Below are 14,527 nucleotides of genomic sequence, written 5' to 3' on the forward strand. Positions count from 1 at the left end.
TCCGAGCAGGGCCGGGCGGGGGAGCAGAGACGCATTGCTTCACGGCCGCTGGGTGCACGGCACCACGGCCACGGCCACAGCCGTGACGCTCGGATGACGGAGTACCGGGGGTGTACGGGTGTCACAGGAGGAATAACCCGTCAGTAACCGCCATGCCGCGTTGAATGGTGCGGCGGTCGGCGGGCACTGTCAACGCACATCAGCCACCCATGCCACAGAGGTATGGGCTGCTGTCGGCCACGGATCAACTCCCTTGGCCGAATGGACACTTGTTCCCACTGGTGCCCCTTACACCCGCAAGGCCCGGCCGCTAACGTCCGCTCATGACCCCCACACTGCAACAGCTGCGCTATCTCGTAGCCGTCGCGGACTGCCGCTCCATCACCGCCGCGGCCTGCTCCGTCTATATCGCCCAGCCGGCCCTCTCCCGCTCCATCCAGTCCTTGGAACGCGATCTGGGTGTGGAACTGCTGGACCGCAGGGGCAGAGCGGCGACCCTCACCCCCGAGGGCTCGCGTGTCGTGCGCCTGGCCCGGACAGTCCTCGACTCGGTGGAGGCGATCGAGGACATCGGTCCGGCGCACGCGGGCAGTTCACGCGGCACGCTGACCCTGGCCGCCACCCCGACCCTCTCCCTCGACCTCGCCGCCGATCTGGTGCCGTCCTTCACCGAAAGCCACCACGGCATCGACGTACGCCTCCGCCAGCACGACAGCCGCGAGGCGCTCGTGCGGGCGCTGATCGACGGCTCGGCGGAGCTCGGCCTGGTCGATCTCCCCGTCGACAAGGAACTCTCCACGCACCACCTCCAGGACCGCGAGGTCGTACTTATCTCCCCGCCGGGATCAGGGCTGCCCGACCCGATGCCGTTCCGGATGCTGGGTGGACTGCGGATGGTGCTGCCGACCCCGGGCACAGGACGGCGCACGGAGCTCGAGGCGATGTTCGGCCGCCTCGGCGTGCGCCCCGTGACCGTGGTGGAAGTGGATGAACGGCTGGCCTGGGTGACCAGCGTGACGGACGGGCGCGGCTCGCTGATCTGGTACCGGGACATGGTGTTACGGGCCTTCGGCCACCGCGTGGAGGTCCGTTCCTTCACTCCGCCGCTGCTGCGCGCCGTCGGCATAGTGCATCCGCGCGGCCCACTCAGCCGCGCCGCCCGCGCCTTCCTCTCGCACGCACGCCACAACGCGCCTGTGCGGGAGCCCGCGAGGTGAGCCGACCGGGGACGGCCTGCCCGCCGGGCCCCGGCCCCCGCCCCGCAGGTGTGCGGTATCGAAGATCTCGCGCCCCTCGGCGGCGTCCTGCGACGGGCGTCCTGAAGGCTCTGCTCATGGCGGCAGCAACGCACGATGCGCCCGCACCCTGTCGCGGGTGCGGGCGCATCGTCGGGTTGAACTAGGCGGGGAGAATGTTCTCCGCCTGCGGGCCCTTCTGGCCCTGCGTGACGTCGAACGTCACCTTCTGGCCCTCCTGGAGCTCACGGAAGCCCGAGGTGGCGATGTTCGAGTAGTGGGCGAAGACGTCCGGGCCTCCACCGTCCTGCTCGATGAAGCCGAAGCCCTTTTCCGAGTTGAACCACTTGACGGTTCCGCTGGCCATTTGTCCTCCAAGGGGACTCGTAGTCGGTTCCCGCACCGTGCGGGATCCGGAGGTGATCGCCCTGGCCCTCAGAGACTCTGAACAGCAAAACGCCCGTGAACTCGCGCTCACGGGCGACCGGTACTTCGGAACCATGACAGCTGAACGCGACGCTACACGGACAAGTGGCTGTAGGGCCACAACAACGATCAAGTCGTTGCGGGATGACGCCCGCGAAAGCGGCGCGAGGTCCCGGTGTGCCGCCCACCGGGACCCGCCGGTCCTCGTCAGGACGCGGTGCTATCCCAGTTCGAGACTGGTGACGCCATAGGTGCGCGCCACCCAGGTGTCAGGGACGTGGCCGGTGTACATCCGCACGGTCTGGAAGCGGGGGGTGAGGCCGCGGGCCTTGGCCAGGGCACCGGCGGCCTGCTGCGGTTCGGGAATGTCGATGGAGACCTCCTCGTCCGGGCCGAGGTGCCCGATGAGGGTGTCGAAGAGCGCTTCGGCACCCTGAGGGGTGTCGGCGAAGAGGGGGCCGATGCGATGGCCGTCACGGGCGGGCCTGATCACTCCGTAACCGGCGATCCGGCCGTCGCGCAGGTATACGTACGCGGTGTGGCCGTCGGCGGTCAGCCAGCGGGTGAGGAAGGCGCCCCGTTCGGCCGGGAAGCACTGCCGGTCGTAGGCGGCGATCGCGTCGAGATGGGCCGAGGTGACGGGCACGGCTCCCGCTGCCGGGGTGCCGGACCGCTCGGGGCGGCCGCCGTAGCGGACAGTGTCGTTGGCGGCGGTGAACCCGGCACGTTGATAGGTAGCGGTCTGGGCGGGTACGGCATCCAGGCCGATCGTTCGGGTTCCGGCGTGCGGGAAGGCGGCCTGCCAGGTGGCCAGGCCCAACCCCTGACGGCGGTGGTCGGGGTGGACCAGGTAGTAACCGAGGAAGGCGAACTGCTCCGAGTAGTTGACGATCGAGATCGCCGATACCGGCCGGGTGCCCAGGCGGCCGATGAAGAACCCGGCGGGATCGGTGGGGTGGAAGGAAGCCACGTCGTCGCGGCCGGGATTCCACCCTTCCTCGGCGGCCCACTCAACCACCTGATGCCATTCGTCCAGCGAGGCGCCGGTGACGGTGAGTCCGTCGGCGCCCGGGGCGGCGGGAGTCGGGGCCTCGCTGGTGGAGCGCGGCTGAGGGGTTTCGCCGAGGGGGTGCATACCTGCTGTTCGTCCCTTCCGATGGGGCCGGCGCGGCCGCCGCGGGCGGTCTGCCGGTGCTGTGACTGGTGCGTTGCGGGTCAGATCAGGTCCATGGCAGCCACTTCGTCGGGGCTGCCGTAACTGACAGGCCCGTGGAACCGCCGACGGGCTGTGGCGAACCACCACACGGTGGCGATGAGCAGCACCACTCCCAGTGCGATCGGTGCGTAGTTGAACGAGTCGGCGGTGATCGGTGAGACCTGCGGCAGCATGAACAGCACACTACTGATCACGATCCAGGTCACGGCGATACCCGCGACGAGCTTGCCGTAACGCCCCAGGTTCCACGGGCCGGGCTCGAAGTCGTCCAGCCGCAGCCGGAGGAAGATCGGCACGCCGTAGGCGAGGAAGAGCCCGACGACGTTGACGCTCACGATGGCGGTGAAGGCGGTGTGGGACCACCAGCCGGGCAGTACTAGCACCATGGGGCAGACCGCGGCGAGCCATACGGCTTTGACCGGTGTGCGCGTACGGGAGGACACCGAATGCCACCAACGGGAGCCGGGCATCGCCCCGTCGCGGGAGAACGCGAAGATCTGGCGGGTATTGCTGGTCATGTTGGCCAGACCGCAAAACAGCATGGCGCCGATCACGATCAACAGGAGCAGCTTGGCCGTGCCCGTGCCGAGTGCGTCGATGAGAATTTGCACCGGCGGCGCTGACGCACTCGCCGTATCGGCATAATCACGGATCGCGTACACCAGTGCGAGCATGAGGATCAGTCCGGTGATCGCCGAGTAGGCGATCGCACGCATAATGCCCTTCGGTGCGTTGACAGTTGCCTTCACGGTCTCTTCGGACATGTGGAAGCTGCCGTCGAAGCCCGTGAACGTCCAGCTGGTGACGAGCAGACCAAGCATTGCCGCGTACATGCCATTACTGAAACCGGTGTTATTGACGAAGTGGGTCATGAACGACGCCGGCTGATGGTGCGTGGGTATCACGATCAGCGAGGTGACGATCACCACCATGCCGATCAGCAGCCACCATACGGAGATCCGGTTCACCAGGGCGACGAGCTGCACCGTATACGTATTGGCCAGCGCCTGGAGCAGCAGGATCACCGCTGCGATGCCGACCGTCTGCTGCGCTGTCGCCTCGTAGGAGGGCCACTGCATCGCGATGAACGCCTGGATGAAGGTGGCGGCGGCGTAGTTGGTGGCGGCGGTGCCGCCCACCTGACCGACGAAGTTCAGCCAGCCCGTGTACCAGGACCAGGCGCCGCGATGACGCTTGGCGAGCTTGCCTGCGGAGAAGTACAACGCGCCGCTGGTCGGGTAGGCGGAGGCGATTTCGCCCATGGCCGCACCGACGAACAGCACCATGATCGACACGCCGATCCAGCCGAAGACGAGAATCCTCGGCCCACCGGCACCCATTCCGAACCCGAATGCGGAAAAGATCCCGGAGATGATGTTGATGATCGTGAAGGAGATCGCGAAATTGTCGAATGCACGGAATCGGCGGGTAAGTTTCCGCGGATATCCCATGGCATGCAGCGTCGCGTCATCATCGAGGGTGACAGACGTTTCGTCGTGACGGGTTTTCGAGCGAGAGAGATATGTGCGCTCGGACACAATCGCAGCCTTTCTGATGGGGCTGATGGGGGGTGATTGCGCTGAAAGGAGTATTTCATCGTGCGCCCTGGAATTCCGTAAACTCACCAGGGCGGTTCAGGCGGCATTGGGGATCGGCAGTCCGCAAGAGCGTCTCGCTTTGGTGAGCTGCTCCGCGGGTTCGCCGAACGCACTCCAGGGCATGCGAGAGGCATACGGGCCCATCGCCGTGAAGACTTCCCGTGCCTCGAATTCGCGCTTCGCCATGTACAGCGCGTGCGCGAGGTACGCCAGGTCCAGCACCGGAGTGAACCGGTAGTCGGCCACCTGCGGAAACCAGTGGTTGTAGCTTCCTGTCGCCGTGGCGATCCACTGGGACTGCTCCCACGTGCTGTCAGCCAGCAGAGCGGACGGGTCGTAGTCCTCGACGAGCGCCACCAGCGGGAGCAGCCGAAGGGCCGAGGTGGCCGGTGCCCGGTGGCTGAGGAACGAGGCGACGTCCCATCTCGCGCTCGCCGACCCGCCGTGACGGGTGAAGAAGAAGGCCAGGAACCGGTGGTGCGCTTCGCGGTTCCAGGGGTCGAGCCGGAGAATGCGGGAAAACAGGTACCAGGGGCCCGGCGGTGCTGTCAGCAGCCCTTGCGGAGCGGGATCGCGGGGTCGGCGGAGGCGGGCCATGGCCAGTTGAGCCACCCATGGGGTCGGGTCCTCGGGCAGCATCTGCGCCGCTCGATCACACGCCGTCTGTGCGATGCCCACGAGGGTGCCCGCCCGTCGGTCACCGGCATCCGCCATACGTAACGCCCGGAGCATCGCCACGCGCGCCCACAGCAGTGCCGCCTCCGCGCTCGGCTCCTCGGCCAGCCAGCGTTCGGCCAGATCGGAGTCCGCAGCCTCGGAAGCCAGCACCAGTGACCGGTGGGCCCGCACATCGAAATCGCCCCGTGCCTCCCTGAGGACGTCGTGTGCGCCGAGGTACCTGCCGGCCTTCACATCAATGCATGCTCGCGCCAACTGGCGATCGTCGGCCGCCGGATGCCACACGTACTGCCCCTCAAAGGAGCCAGCAGCCACGATCCCCTCCCAATCCCGCACAGGACACCACTCACAACACACACATTTCCGGCCACTGCCGAATTCAGCCGGATCCGACAGATCCACCGGCAGCGTCAACACCCTACTCAAACATCAAGTCGCCTCGAAACTGATCCCCCGGAATATCTGGCTTCAAATCGATTGGCACTATGGCATTCAAGACGGATGCGATCCATGTCGTGGAGGATGATTTGGCATATGCCTTTCTCGCGGGATCCTCTCCTGCGCCTGCATTGGTGGAGGCGTTCCCGGACGAGGCGACCGCGGCGCAGGTCGACGACGACCACTTCTCCGCGGCGCCGGAAACGATGGGCCCCGGTGGCGGGCCCGTGCGGATGCGAACCGGCCCACGTGCGGTGACCCTGGAGGAGTGGGGGCCATGCGGCGAGGAGGATGACTGATGTCCGTAATGGACAAGATCAAGCACATGCTCAAGGGCCATGAGTCTCAGGCCGACCAGGGCATCGAAAAGACGGGCGACTTCGTCGACGACAAGACAAAGGGCAAGCACCGACGCCAGGTCGACACCGCCCAGGACACGATGAGGGAGCAGTTCGGCACGGACCGGGACCGGGACAACCCGCCCCAGCCCTGACCACGCCGAGCCACTCCCCCACACGTTCGCCTCCGCCGCCCTCAGTACGAGGGCGGCGGAGACAGCGCTGACATGGGCAGGCGGGCTGCAGTGGCGAAGGAGAGCCGATCAGTGATCGGCGGGCTCGGGGACGAGGCCGTCCGCGACGAGGCCGGCGAGTACCGCCTCGCTCAACGCATGGACCGCGGACTGCGGGCGGACCATCACGGTGAACTCCTTGATCCGGCCCGTCTCGTCGAACTGGAGCAGATCGATGCCGTGGATCTGCATGCCGTTCACGGCTGCCCGGAAGAGCAGGATCTCCGACGGAGCCTCCGCACCGTCCGTACTGGTCTCGGCCGCGCCGTCGAACTGTCCGATGTAGCGGAAGTCCTCGAAGGTCCGCAGCAGGACACCGAAGAGGCCCAGCACCATCGGCCTGCCCTCGAAGGGCCTGAACTTCACGGGGCTGTAGAAGCGGACATCGTCGGTGAACAGCTCGTCGAGCGCGGTGAGATCCCGCGCCTCCACGGCGGCGCGGAAACGTTCAGCAGTCTCCATGACTCCTCCTGATCCTGATTCTTCTCATACTCAAGAAAATGACTAGTCAGTTCCTTGAGTATGATGCAGGGACGGACAAGGAATGGGAAGGGGCTGCTTCGATGGCCTTGCGGCACGCCGTACTGGCGGCGCTCCTGGACGGCGAGTACAGCGGATACCAGCTGGCCAAGGCGTTCGACGTCGGCGTCGCGAACTTCTGGCACGCACTGCCGCAACAGCTGTACGCCGAGCTGGCCAAGCTGGAGAAGGAGGGCCTGGTCGCGGGACGGCAGGTGGTACAGGAGACCCGGCCCAACAAACGGCTGTTCCAGGTCACCCAGGCCGGTCTCGCCGAGCTCGAGCAGTTCGCGGCAGCCTCGTCGAAACCCTCGTTCATCCGCGACGACCTGCTGGTCAAGGTCCAGGCCGCCGACCGCATCGGCACCGGCCCCGTGATCGAACAGCTCGAGGAGCGAGCCGCTGTCGCGCAGGCCAAGGTCGAGCTCTTCGGCAAACTTCTGCGGCAGATGCGCGGCGATGCGGACGAGGAGGAGTTCCTGCTCCGCGGCGAAAGGATCGGGCCGTACGTGACCTGCCTGCGCGGCCTGGCCTTCGAACAGGACAACCGGGACTGGTGCTTGCGGATCGCGGCCGTCCTGCGGAAGAGGCAGAGCACTCCTGCCGAGCGGTGAACACCGGCGCAGTACGCGACCACGTGCGTGCCCGCGTCACCGTCTCGTCTCCGGATGGCCGGCCGCCGCCGGTGACAACGCTTCCGGCGGCGAGCACCCGTACGGGACCGGGCGTCCAGGGCGGGTTTGAGAAGTCCCGCCCGCCCTGCGGGCGGACGGCGCTACTTCTGAAGCACACCCCAGGGAGCAGGCCTGGTTCCGATGACAACGGTGGCGTACAGCTCCTCGGAGCTGACCACCTGCGGGATCAGCCCGTCACGGGCGACGGTTTCGACGGCCCGCGGCGCCTGGCGCTCGCTCGTCTCGAACAGCAGATGGCCGCCCGGCGCCAGCCAGAGTGACGCCGCGGCGGTCACCCGCCGCAGGACGTCGAGCCCGTCCGTGCCACCGTCGAGCGCCACCCGCGCCTCGTGGACACGGGCCTCCGCGGGGAGCAGCTCGATCTCTTCGGTGGGCACATAGGGCACATTGGCGAGCAGGACGTCGACGCGGCCCCGCAGTGTGCCGGGCAAGGGCTCGTAGAGGTCACCTTCATAGACCTGGCCTCCGGCGGCGGTGACATTGCGGCGGGCGCACCGCACCGCGGCGGGATCGATGTCGGCGGCGTGCAGCTCGGCCCGGTCCAGGCCGGCGACCACCGCCGCACCCAACGCGCCCGAGCCGCAGCACAGGTCGACGACGACAGCTCGCGGCCCGGCCAGCGCGGCGGCCCTGCCGACGAGGAACTCGGTGCGGCGGCGCGGTACGAAGACGCCGGGGTCCACGGCGATCCGCAGGCCGCAGAACTCCGCCCAGCCAAGGACGTGTTCGAGGGGCAGGCCGACAACTCGCCGCTCCACCATGGCAGCGAGGTGTTCGGAGTCGCGTGCCGCGGAGACGAGCAACTGTGCCTCGTCCTCGGCGAAGACGCAGCCGGCGGCACGAAGCCTGGTGACGATGACGGAAAGAGGAAGAAGTGACGGTGAAACCGACATACGAACCTTTCGGGATGCCTATGGGCGCTCCCGCGGTCACCTATGCCTGACGGACCGCACAGCCGTGAGATGAGAGCACCCCGCCTGGTACAGCGGTAATGGGTCTCACCTCCTCGGCACGTTTCCTGCTGGAGACGGCAACACTACCCGAGCCGGACCGCGGCACGCAGTTCGGTCGACGCCCGGGCGCAAACACGCCCTGCCCAGATATTCTCATCAATGATGTTCACCCCCACGAGCCCCACCTTCCGCGAACTGGCTGTGCAGGCGCTCTCGTCCACCGAGCACGGCTACGACCTGCTGGCTCCGAAGTTCGACCAGACGTCGTTCCGGACATCGGATCGTCTGCTGGACGCGGTGGTACGTGCCGTCCGGCCGCTCGGGCCGTTCGCGGCCGGACTCGACATCTGCTGCGGCACCGGCGCCGGAGTCGGTGTCCTGCGTCAGTTGTGCCAGGGACGCGTCACCGGCGTCGACTTCAGCGCGGGCATGCTCGCCACCGCCGGATCCACTCTGCCGGATGTCCCCGGGGCACCGCCGGTGAACTGGGTGCGGGCCGACGCCCGCGCACTCCCCTTCCGGCGGGCCTTCGACCTGGCCGTGAGCTTCGGAGCGTTCGGCCACTTCCTGCCCCGCGAACGACCCACGCTCTTCGCGCAGGTGCACGCGGCGCTGAAGCCCGGCGGCCGGTTCGTCTTTCCCGTTCCGGCACCGCCTCGAGTGGGCTCGAGGCACTACTGGGCCCTGTGGGGCTTCGACGCGGCGATGCGCGTCCGGAATCTGCTGTGGCACCCGCGCTTCATCATGTACTACCGCACGTTCCGGCTGCCGGACGTGCTGGACGAACTGACGCAGGCAGGGTTCACCGTGGAGGTGCTGCCACTGCCGGAGATCGGCCGGCTGCCGGACGGCAGTCCTCGCTGCGTTGTGGTGGTCGCACGCCGAACGTGAGCACAGGGCTTCACCGGGCCACGACCTCGAGGGCCGGCGCCGTCGGTCGGCCGGAGACGTGAGTGGTGGCGGCTGTAGAGCAGGTACACCGCCAGGGCAACAGCGAGCCAGCAGGCGAACAGGGCGTACGCGGGCAGCGGAAGTCCGTAGAGCGAGTAGCCACAGAAGGACACGGACAGCACCGGCACCACCGGATAGCCCGGCACCTTGAAGCCGCGGTCGAGATCGGGCGCCTTGCGGCGGCGCGGCGACGGCACCCCGCAGGAGATCCGCTTCCGACTCGGCCTGCCCGAAGGGCCGCCGCTGACGCTCCTCGGCTTCGCACCGGCCACATACGGGCTCGACCGCACGGGCTCTGCGGCCGTCCGGCTGGGCGCCGCGGCCGCCCGGCACTGGGCCGCGGCGCACGACGAGGCAGCCGTGGCCACCGTCGGCCGTACCCTCTACACCTTGCTGCCGCAGGCCCGTCCCGCCGAGGCGGCTGTTCGGGATCGACCTCGACCACCGCGACGTCCGGCTCTCCTGCTGGCTGCAACTGCGGCTCACCGGGCCGGACGCGGGCGACCCGCCGACGACCGAGGGGTGAAAGGCGCCGGAGGTCAGACACGCTCCGGTTCTGCTCAGCTGTTGCTCAGCCTGCGTCCTTGACGTGTGACTCCCACTGCCTCGTGATGTGCCCGGCCTGCCGGGTGAGCGCGGCCACCAGTTCCTGTGCGCTGGGTGCGACGGTCGAGCGGAGGATCGCGACGCTGATCTCGCGGGCCAGCGGTGGCCCCTCCAGCGGCCGTACGGCGAGGTCGTCGCGCGGGGCGCCGAGTGCGAGGCGGGGCACCAGGGCCACGCCGGTGCCTGCCGCGACGAAGCCCTGCACCATGGCGTAGTCGTCGGTCCGCATCACATGTACCGGTTCGAAGCCGTGCTGCGCGCAGGCCCAGGACAGGACGCGGTCGCACGGATCGCGGGGATCCGCGGCACCGACCCAGTCGTCGTCGCGCAGCTCTTGCAGCGGCACCCGATCCAGCGCCGCGCATCTGTGGTTGTCGGGCATGACCAGCAGCAGCGGGTCGGTCAGCAGCGGGTGCAGTTCGAAGTCCTCGTCCAGGTCGAGTCGGTCGCCCGGCTGGGAGAAGACGAGCGCGGCCTGCAGCTCGCGGGACCGCAGTCCGCGCAGCAGGCTGGGCAGTTCTCCTTCGGCGAGGGAGATATGAACTCCCTTCTGGTTCAGGGCTTTTACGGCAGGTGGCAGCAGCAGCGCACCGGCCGTGGGAAAAGTGCCGATACGCAGCGTGCGGGTGCCGCGCTCGGCCAGCCCGCGGACTTCCCATTCGGCGAGCTGCAGGCGCTCAAGGACCGCTTCCGCATGCGGCAGCAGTGTCTCGCCGAGTTCGGTGAGTACGGCGCCGCGGGGCCCGCGCTGCACCAGCGCAGCATCGAAGTGGGCTTCGAGGACGGTCAGATGGTGCGTGACGGTGGGCTGTGCGTAGTGCAGCGCGCGGGCGGCGCCCGCGAGCGAGCCCTCTTGCGCGATGGCCTTGAGTACCTGGAGGTGACGAAGCTCGAGCATATAGACATTCTATGGAGATACCCAGAGAACTCCAGCATTCCTCTATGAGCCTCGCGCTGGCACGCTGACCGGCGTGAACACCAGAACCGCAGCAGTACCCGACCTCTCACCGCCGGTGTCCGCACAGTGCCGCGCTCCGTTTGCCGAGGCCCTCAGGACCCACGCCGGCCGGGGCTGGCTCCGCCTCAACGTCCCGGGTCACGCCGCCGAGCCCGACAGCTTCGGCCCGCTCGCCGGGACCTTCGGGCCCGAGCCGCTGCGCCTCGACTTCCCTCCGCTGCTCGAGGGCCTCGACCTCGGTACGGCTACCCCCATGGATGAGGCGCTGGCCCTGGCCGCGGAAGCGTGGGGAGCACGACGCACCTGGTTCCTGACGAACGGCGCCTCGCAGGGCAACCACATCGCGTCCCTGGTGGCCCCGGCCCTGGGGCGTACCCTCGTCGTCCAGCGCAGCGTGCACTCCAGCGTGATCGACGGGTTGGTGCTGTCCGGGCTGAAGGCCGCCTTCGTCCAGCCGTCCGTCGACACGGAGCAGGGCATCGCCCATGGTGTGACGGCCGAGGATCTCGCCGCGGCCGTCGCCCGGCACCCCGATGCCGCGGCCGCCTATGTCGTCTCGCCCAGCTACTTCGGTGCGGTCGCCGACATACGCGCGCTCGCCGAGGTGGCCCATGGCGCGGGCATCCCGCTGATCGTGGACGAGGCCTGGGGTGCACACTTCGGATTCCATCCGCGCCTTCCCGGTAACGCGCTCTCGCAGGGCGCCGACCTGGTGACCTCCAGTACGCACAAGCTCGCCGGCAGCCTCACCCAGTCCGCGATGCTGCACCTCAGGCACGGACCGTTCGCCGACGTGCTCGAGCCCTTGATCGACCGGGCGTTCCGGCTGGTGCAGTCCACGAGCTCGAGCGCGCTGCTGCTGGCCTCCCTCGACCTGGCCCGGATGACGCTGATGGCAGGCCGCGACGCCGTCGGCGCCTCCGTCGAGGCAGCGGACGAGATACGCCAAGTGATCCGCTCCGTCGGCCGGTTCGTCGTGGTCAGCGACGGTTTCGGACGGTTCCCCGACATCGTGACAGCCGATCCGCTGCGGATCGCCATCGACACTCGTGCCGGAGGGATCCCGGGCCACGAGGCACGCCGCCGGCTGTCGCGCGACCATCGGATCATGGTGGAGGTGGCCACCGACTCGGCGATCGTCGCGGTGGTCGGCGCCGGTTCGGCCCCCGGTACCGACCGGTTCATCGAGGCCCTGCACGCCTTGCCGTCACCTCTTGCAGGCACTGGTCCCGGAGGCACCGGCACGGGAAACACCGGCCTTGGCGACAGTCTTGGCGGCGCCGGCCTTGGAAGCACCGGCCTTGGAAGCACCGGCCTTGGAAGCACCGGCCTTGGAAGCGCCGACGAGCGGCTACGGCTGTCACTGCCGCAGCCCGGACCCTCCCGGCTCACCGCCCGTGAAGCCTTTATGAGCCCCACCCGCGTGGTCCCCGCGGCAAAGGCCGTCGGTCTCATTTCCGCCGACACACTGGCCGCGTACCCGCCGGGCATCCCCAATGTGCTGCCCGGGGAGGTCGTCACCGCCGAGACGGTCCGTTTCCTGCAGCGCACCGCGTCGGCCCCGAGCGGCCATGTACGCGGCGCGGTCGATCCGGGCGTCTCGCACATGCGCGTCGTCGACCCATCGCGCGTCGTCGACGCCGCTGTCACCGCGCGGGCCGACTGACACTCCGCCGCGCACTTCTGTGCCCCGCCTCACCCCTTCACCGATGGAGAACTCGATCATGACTGCACGCATACCGAGCCGCCGTGCGCTCACGGCCGTCGCCGCCGCGTGTTCGGCCGGCCTGCTGCTGACCGCCTGCGGCAACCAGACCGCCGACGCGGAGAAGGAGAAAGCCGGCGGCAGGAAGAGCAGCGCGCCGCTCTTCGACAAGCTGCCGGCGGGCATCCGGCAGGCAGGTGTCATCAAGGTCGGCACGGACGCCCAGTACGCGCCGATGGAGTACGAGGAGGGCGGCCGGATCGTCGGAGTGGACCCCGACATCGCCGCGGAACTGGGCAAGCAGCTCGGCGTGACGTTCGAGTTCACCTCGGGCTCCTTCGACGGCCTGATCACCGCGCTGAACTCCGGCCGCCACGATGTCGTCATCTCCTCCATGAGCGACACCAAGGCCCGTCAGGAGGGCCTGGACGAGAAGGGCAAGAAAGCCGGCAAGGGCGTCGACTTCGTGGACTACTTCGTCGCGGGCACGGCCGTGTACGTCGAGAAGGGCAACCCGCTGGGCATCAAGTCCATCGCGGATCTGTGCGGCAGGCCAACCGCCGTACAGCGTGGAACCACCTTCGAGAAGTCTGTGCAGACTCAGTCGAAGGCGTGTGTGAAGGCCGCGAAGCCGGCCGTCGAGATCGAGTCCTTCGACACCGATGCGGAGGCCCAGACCCGGGTGAAGTCCGGCGGCGCGGTCGCCGGGGTCAACGACTATCCGGTGGCCCTGGACCTGTCCCGCAAGGCGGACGGCGGCAAGGCGTTCGAGGTCGTGGGCGAGCAGGTCGACGCCGGTCCGTTCGGTATCGCCGTCGACAAGGACAACGCACAGCTCCGTGACGCGCTCAGGGGGGCGGTTGACGCGATCATCGCGGACGGCACGTACACCAAGGTCCTCTCGAAATGGGACGCCGCCAGTGGCGCGATCACCAAGGCAACCGTCAACGCCGGTTCCTGACCAATGCGTTCCACCGAGAGGAAGACATGGTGAGTAGACCGATTGACCGGGCCCCGGAGGAGATCCGGGCGATTCCGGTGCGTCACGTGGGCCGTTGGGTTTCCGGTCTGATCGTGGTGGCGTTGCTGGCGACGCTGATCTACGCGTTCTCGCAGGGTGATGTGCGCTGGGCGACGGTGGGGGACTTCCTCTTCGACGACCGGGTGCTGAAGGGGCTGGGCCGTACGCTGCTGATCAGCGTGCTGTCGATGGCCATCGGTCTGGTGCTGGGGGTGGTCTTCGCGGTCATGCGGCTGTCGAAGAACCCGGTGACGGGTGCGGTTTCCTGGCTGTACATCTGGTTCTTCCGCGGCACACCGGTGTATGTGCAGCTGCTGCTCTGGTTCAACCTGGCGCTGAACAAGGACGAGATGACCGATGTGATGACCCCGTTCGTGGTCGCCCTGCTGGGCCTGGGCCTGAACGAGGGCGCCTATATGGCCGAGATCGTCCGGGCCGGCATCCAGTCGGTCGACGAGGGCCAGACCGAGGCCTCCCACGCGCTGGGCATGACCAACACCCGCACCATGCGCCGGGTGGTGCTGCCGCAGGCGATGCGGGTGATCATCCCGCCGACCGGCAACGAGTTCATCAACCTGCTCAAAACCTCCTCGCTGGTCTCCGCCGTGCAGTACGTGGAACTGCTGCGGGCCACTACCAACATCGGCTCCACGTCGTTCGCGGTGATGGAAATGCTGTTCGTGGCCTCTGTCTGGTACCTGGCTCTGACCAGTGTGTTCAGCGTCGGCCAGTACTACGTCGAGCGCCGCTACGCCCGCGGGTCGCTGCGGCAGCTGCCGCCCACGCCGTGGCAGAAGGTCAAGGCAAACATGCTGTCCCTCGCAAGCCCCCGGGGGGTGTGATGAACCCGATGGTGAAGGCTGAGGGCGTCCACAAGTCCTACGGTTCCGCGCACATCCTCAAGGGCATCGATCTCGAGGTCGCCCCGCGTGAGGTGTTCTGCCTGGTCGGCCCGTC

General features: G+C 68.1%; 16 protein-coding genes and 2 pseudogenes. 10 read left to right on the forward strand and 8 right to left on the reverse strand.

The features are described 5' to 3' along the window. The first annotated feature begins 323 nt into the window (after positions 1 to 323). Positions 324 to 1,217: a LysR family transcriptional regulator gene (locus AB0D12_RS21725; protein WP_362685153.1), complete on the forward strand. Its 894-nt coding sequence runs from the start codon at positions 324 to 326 to the stop codon at positions 1,215 to 1,217. Between the two features lie 181 nt (positions 1,218 to 1,398). Here AB0D12_RS21725 and AB0D12_RS21730 read toward each other — a convergent pair whose 3' ends face one another. From AB0D12_RS21730 to AB0D12_RS21745, 4 genes are all read right to left on the reverse strand, one after another. Beyond that, on the reverse strand, positions 1,399 to 1,602 hold the full coding sequence (locus AB0D12_RS21730; protein WP_326647991.1) for a cold-shock protein: 204 nt from the start codon (positions 1,600 to 1,602) through the stop codon (positions 1,399 to 1,401). A 279-nt stretch (positions 1,603 to 1,881) separates the two neighbouring features. Further along, on the reverse strand, positions 1,882 to 2,796 hold the full coding sequence (locus AB0D12_RS21735) for a GNAT family N-acetyltransferase (RefSeq protein WP_362685157.1): 915 nt from the start codon (positions 2,794 to 2,796) through the stop codon (positions 1,882 to 1,884). An 80-nt stretch (positions 2,797 to 2,876) separates the two neighbouring features. Then, a complete protein-coding gene (locus AB0D12_RS21740) occupies positions 2,877 to 4,328 on the reverse strand; it encodes an amino acid permease (RefSeq protein ID WP_327321737.1) in 1,452 nt (483 codons plus the stop codon). A gap of 183 nt (positions 4,329 to 4,511) precedes the next feature. Then, the gene (locus AB0D12_RS21745; protein WP_362685216.1) at positions 4,512 to 5,468 is read right to left on the reverse strand and encodes a hypothetical protein; all 957 of its coding nucleotides are present in this window, start codon (positions 5,466 to 5,468) and stop codon (positions 4,512 to 4,514) included. Positions 5,469 to 5,638: 170 nt separating this feature from the next. Here AB0D12_RS21745 and AB0D12_RS21750 point away from each other — a divergent pair, with 170 nt between their 5' ends. Further along, the gene (locus tag AB0D12_RS21750) at positions 5,639 to 5,890 is read left to right on the forward strand and encodes a hypothetical protein (protein WP_362685160.1); all 252 of its coding nucleotides are present in this window, start codon (positions 5,639 to 5,641) and stop codon (positions 5,888 to 5,890) included. Next, on the forward strand, positions 5,890 to 6,084 hold the full coding sequence (locus AB0D12_RS21755; protein ID WP_327321739.1) for an antitoxin: 195 nt from the start codon (positions 5,890 to 5,892) through the stop codon (positions 6,082 to 6,084). Before AB0D12_RS21750 ends, AB0D12_RS21755 begins: the two co-directional genes overlap by 1 nt. Before the next feature lie 108 nt (positions 6,085 to 6,192). On the opposite strand, the gene AB0D12_RS21760 is transcribed toward AB0D12_RS21755, so the two are convergent. After that, on the reverse strand, positions 6,193 to 6,624 hold the full coding sequence (locus tag AB0D12_RS21760; protein WP_362685163.1) for a nuclear transport factor 2 family protein: 432 nt from the start codon (positions 6,622 to 6,624) through the stop codon (positions 6,193 to 6,195). Between the two features lie 101 nt (positions 6,625 to 6,725). On the opposite strand from AB0D12_RS21760, the gene AB0D12_RS21765 reads away from it, so the two are divergent. Next, on the forward strand, positions 6,726 to 7,295 hold the full coding sequence (locus AB0D12_RS21765) for a PadR family transcriptional regulator (protein ID WP_362685166.1): 570 nt from the start codon (positions 6,726 to 6,728) through the stop codon (positions 7,293 to 7,295). A 161-nt stretch (positions 7,296 to 7,456) separates the two neighbouring features. Here AB0D12_RS21765 and AB0D12_RS21770 read toward each other — a convergent pair whose 3' ends face one another. Next, positions 7,457 to 8,269 carry a putative protein N(5)-glutamine methyltransferase gene (locus tag AB0D12_RS21770; RefSeq protein WP_362685169.1) on the reverse strand — a complete coding sequence of 271 codons (813 nt, stop codon included), beginning with the start codon at positions 8,267 to 8,269 and terminating at the stop codon, positions 7,457 to 7,459. A 222-nt stretch (positions 8,270 to 8,491) separates the two neighbouring features. Between AB0D12_RS21770 and AB0D12_RS21775 the strand changes: the two genes are divergently transcribed. Continuing rightward, on the forward strand, positions 8,492 to 9,220 hold the full coding sequence (locus AB0D12_RS21775; RefSeq protein ID WP_362685219.1) for a class I SAM-dependent methyltransferase: 729 nt from the start codon (positions 8,492 to 8,494) through the stop codon (positions 9,218 to 9,220). A 119-nt stretch (positions 9,221 to 9,339) separates the two neighbouring features. On the opposite strand, the pseudogene AB0D12_RS21780 reads toward AB0D12_RS21775, so the two are convergent. After that, positions 9,340 to 9,477 (reverse strand): annotated as a pseudogene (locus tag AB0D12_RS21780) (hypothetical protein); the annotation flags it as partial. Here AB0D12_RS21780 and AB0D12_RS21785 point away from each other — a divergent pair. Beyond that, positions 9,428 to 9,868 (forward strand): hypothetical protein, encoded by a 441-nt coding sequence (locus tag AB0D12_RS21785; RefSeq protein ID WP_362685222.1) that lies wholly within the window; start codon positions 9,428 to 9,430, stop codon positions 9,866 to 9,868. The pseudogene AB0D12_RS21780 and the gene AB0D12_RS21785 overlap by 50 nt on opposite strands. Here the strand turns inward: AB0D12_RS21785 and AB0D12_RS21790 are convergent. Continuing rightward, positions 9,852 to 10,784 (reverse strand): LysR family transcriptional regulator, encoded by a 933-nt coding sequence (locus AB0D12_RS21790; protein WP_362685172.1) that lies wholly within the window; start codon positions 10,782 to 10,784, stop codon positions 9,852 to 9,854. The genes AB0D12_RS21785 and AB0D12_RS21790 overlap by 17 nt on opposite strands. Before the next feature lie 73 nt (positions 10,785 to 10,857). On the opposite strand from AB0D12_RS21790, the gene AB0D12_RS21795 reads away from it, so the two are divergent. The 4 genes and pseudogenes from AB0D12_RS21795 to AB0D12_RS21810 all read left to right on the forward strand — a co-directional run. After that, positions 10,858 to 12,510 (forward strand): amino acid decarboxylase, encoded by a 1,653-nt coding sequence (locus AB0D12_RS21795; RefSeq protein ID WP_362685175.1) that lies wholly within the window; start codon positions 10,858 to 10,860, stop codon positions 12,508 to 12,510. Positions 12,511 to 12,553: 43 nt separating this feature from the next. Continuing rightward, positions 12,554 to 13,510, forward strand: coding sequence for an ABC transporter substrate-binding protein (locus tag AB0D12_RS21800; RefSeq protein ID WP_362685178.1), 957 nt, complete (start codon positions 12,554 to 12,556; stop codon positions 13,508 to 13,510). Between the two features lie 29 nt (positions 13,511 to 13,539). After that, positions 13,540 to 14,412, forward strand: a complete 873-nt coding sequence (locus AB0D12_RS21805; protein WP_362685180.1) for an amino acid ABC transporter permease — start codon at positions 13,540 to 13,542, stop codon at positions 14,410 to 14,412. A gap of 8 nt (positions 14,413 to 14,420) precedes the next feature. After that, positions 14,421 to 14,527, forward strand: a pseudogene (locus AB0D12_RS21810) (ectoine/hydroxyectoine ABC transporter ATP-binding protein EhuA); the annotation flags it as partial.

Origin of the sequence: Streptomyces sp. NPDC048479 (assembly GCF_040651435.1) — a bacterium.
In the GTDB taxonomy this organism is placed as follows: Bacteria; Actinomycetota; Actinomycetes; order Streptomycetales; family Streptomycetaceae; genus Streptomyces.

What these genes read in the sequence shown, in the direction of transcription:
- AB0D12_RS21725 (WP_362685153.1), top strand. Translation starts at nt 324, where the DNA reads ATGACCCCCACACTGCAACAGCTGCGCTATCTCGTAGCCGTCGCGGAC.
- AB0D12_RS21730 (WP_326647991.1), bottom strand. Translation starts at nt 1,602, where the DNA reads ATGGCCAGCGGAACCGTCAAGTGGTTCAACTCGGAAAAGGGCTTCGGC.
- AB0D12_RS21735 (WP_362685157.1), bottom strand. Translation starts at nt 2,796, where the DNA reads ATGCACCCCCTCGGCGAAACCCCTCAGCCGCGCTCCACCAGCGAGGCC.
- AB0D12_RS21740 (WP_327321737.1), bottom strand. Translation starts at nt 4,328, where the DNA reads ATGGGATATCCGCGGAAACTTACCCGCCGATTCCGTGCATTCGACAAT.
- AB0D12_RS21750 (WP_362685160.1), top strand. Translation starts at nt 5,639, where the DNA reads ATGGCATTCAAGACGGATGCGATCCATGTCGTGGAGGATGATTTGGCA.
- AB0D12_RS21755 (WP_327321739.1), top strand. Translation starts at nt 5,890, where the DNA reads ATGTCCGTAATGGACAAGATCAAGCACATGCTCAAGGGCCATGAGTCT.
- AB0D12_RS21760 (WP_362685163.1), bottom strand. Translation starts at nt 6,624, where the DNA reads ATGGAGACTGCTGAACGTTTCCGCGCCGCCGTGGAGGCGCGGGATCTC.
- AB0D12_RS21765 (WP_362685166.1), top strand. Translation starts at nt 6,726, where the DNA reads ATGGCCTTGCGGCACGCCGTACTGGCGGCGCTCCTGGACGGCGAGTAC.
- AB0D12_RS21770 (WP_362685169.1), bottom strand. Translation starts at nt 8,269, where the DNA reads ATGTCGGTTTCACCGTCACTTCTTCCTCTTTCCGTCATCGTCACCAGG.
- AB0D12_RS21775 (WP_362685219.1), top strand. Translation starts at nt 8,492, where the DNA reads ATGTTCACCCCCACGAGCCCCACCTTCCGCGAACTGGCTGTGCAGGCG.
- AB0D12_RS21790 (WP_362685172.1), bottom strand. Translation starts at nt 10,784, where the DNA reads ATGCTCGAGCTTCGTCACCTCCAGGTACTCAAGGCCATCGCGCAAGAG.
- AB0D12_RS21800 (WP_362685178.1), top strand. Translation starts at nt 12,554, where the DNA reads ATGGAGAACTCGATCATGACTGCACGCATACCGAGCCGCCGTGCGCTC.